Source organism: Sporosarcina sp., assembly GCF_029257255.1.
Taxonomy (GTDB): domain Bacteria; phylum Bacillota; class Bacilli; order Bacillales_A; family Planococcaceae; genus Sporosarcina.
The window spans coordinates 1-2,395 of sequence record NZ_JARICI010000085.1 but is presented as its reverse complement, the minus strand read 5'-3'; the positions used below and the strand labels follow the sequence as shown (position 1 = coordinate 2,395).

At 43.0% G+C, this 2,395-nt stretch carries 2 protein-coding genes; one reads left to right on the top strand and one right to left on the bottom strand.

Annotation, left to right across the window (positions count from 1 at the left end):
* Positions 1 to 259: 259 nt before the first annotated feature.
* On the bottom strand, positions 260 to 1,456 hold the full coding sequence (gene megL / locus Q1J64_RS15605; protein ID WP_483315986.1) for a methionine gamma-lyase: 1,197 nt from the start codon (positions 1,454 to 1,456) through the stop codon (positions 260 to 262).
* Between the two features lie 572 nt (positions 1,457 to 2,028).
* Here megL and rpsD point away from each other — a divergent pair.
* Positions 2,029 to 2,395 (top strand): 30S ribosomal protein S4 (rpsD, locus tag Q1J64_RS15600; RefSeq protein WP_301110038.1); only part of this gene is annotated, 367 nt, incomplete at its 3' end.

Below are 2,395 nucleotides of genomic sequence, written 5' to 3'. Positions count from 1 at the left end.
ATTCATCACTGGCGCGACTATAGGGTCGCAAGGACGCAAAAGTAGGCAGGGTTTGCGTTGCTTAAGTAAAACAACCAGTAGAACAACAACCGCGGCAAATACGGTTCATTCAGATTCTACATGACATATACTAACCAAATATACTATAGAAGTTATCAAAAGTAAGGGCTGCCCGCAACATAGGCAACCCTTCCACAATTTCATAAAAACTGTAACAGTGAAAACGGACTGCGCTTTTTGAGCGCAGTCCGTTTTTTTCTTATATCGCATTGAAAGCCTGCTCAAGATCAGCCATGATATCATCCATATGCTCTAATCCAACGGACAATCTAAGCAGCGAATCCGTAACCCCCATTTTGTCACGCTCTGCTTTAGGAACTCCTGAATGTGTCATCGTTGCGGGATGCTGCATCAGTGTTTCTGCATCTCCTAGACTAACAGCCAATTTAACGAGTGAAAGACTGTTCAGAAACTTTTGCGCTTCTTCTTTTCCACCTTTAATAGTGAATGAAATCAAGCCTCCTCCAGTTTTCATCTGCTTCTCAGCAATTTCATACTGTGGATGCTGGTCGTCAAAGGGATAAAATACTTCTTCTATTTTTGGATGTTTTTTCAGATAATCGAAGAGGATTCTTGCATTTGATGAGTGTCTGTCCATTCTCACAGGCAGTGTTTTAATGCCCCGCAGTAACAGCCATGCGTCAAACGGAGAAATCACACCTCCGAAATCTTTTTGTACAGTGGAGCGAATTTTCTGCATTTCTTCTTGATCTTTTCCTACCAATAAACCAGCAATGACATCGCCATGGCCATTCAAATACTTAGTTGCACTGTGCAGAACAAAATCTGCACCGAATGTTAACGGTGTCTGAATGTAAGGAGAACAGAATGTATTATCGACAATGACACGCAGTCCATGACGCTTCGCCACGTTCGAAACAGCCTGCAGATCGACCAGTTCCATCGTAGGATTGATCGGAGTTTCTACATATATACATGTCGTTTCATCTGTCACTGCTTTTTCAATCTCTTCTTCCGTTCTCATCGAAGTCAGCGTATGCGTAATATTATATTTCTCTTCCATGATTTTCAACAGGCCGAATGTGCAGCCGTAAATTCCACGGGAACAAACTACGTGATCATTTGCTTTCGTTACGTGAACAAGCACGGCACTGACAGCGGCCATACCGGATGCAAAAGCCAGTCCACCCGCGCCTTCTTCCATTTTCGCTATTCTCTCTTCTAGTACACGCACCGTCGGATTACCCAAACGGGAATAAATATTACCGGATTCTTCCCCCGCAAATCTGCGTTCACCCTGCTCGGCTGAATCAAATACATAGGTCGCTGTTTGATATAAAGGAACGGCAAGACTTCCTTGATGCTCCTTGCTGTCATAGCCTTCGTGAATCATCGCTGTTTCTTTATGCCAATTATGTTTTTTAGGCACATCAATTCCTCCTCTTGTATAAGTTGAATTAAAAAACCTGCATTCTAAAAGCTATCCAGTACCGTTGATCTCCGTTCCAGGCGGACGCGTTCTGGAGGGCCCGCGCTGAGCCAACTTGGTCGCTGCGCTCCCCTAAGTTGTCTCACCTGTCGGGCTGATCCTCTCAGAGTCGCCGCCTTGCACTCCAATCAACTAAGCAGGCTGTACATTGCAAAGTGTTTAATGTAGATAGATTAGTTCAACTTATATAATATAATATTCATTCATTTATGAAAGCGCTTTAATTGTACCTATTTTCAGTCTACCTTGATTTTTGGGAAAACGAAAGACTTTCACAACTATTCTTTGTTTCGATGATTACGCTTGACCTGAAACCAATAAATTGGTATGCTATTCTTTGTGTAAAATAGTTGCAGCAGTTATGTGTTCTATTTTGTCCAGTCTATTCCTTTTTAAAGGTGCATCGCGTAACCTCGAGGCTGCGGAGGCGAAGGTGCAAGATTATAGAATGGCAGATGGATTGAACATATCTGGTCTTATTTTACAACAAAATAAAACCAACAGAGGAGGAGTCTCTCATGGCTCGATATACAGGTCCAGCATGGAAACTGTCACGTCGTCTTGGTATCTCACTAAACGGCACAGGTAAAGAAATTGAAAAGCGTCCATACGCTCCAGGACAACACGGTCCTAACCAACGTAAAAAACTTTCCGAATACGGAATGCAATTACAGGAAAAACAAAAACTACGTTTCATGTACGGTGTAAACGAACGTCAATTCCGCACGCTTTTCAACAAAGCTGGTAAAATGCAAGGAATTCACGGTGAAAACTTCATGATCCTTCTTGAAGCTCGTTTAGACAACGTTGTATACCGCATGGGTCTTGCTCGCACTCGTCGTGCAGCTCGCCAATTGGTAAACCACGGTCACGTAATGGTAGACG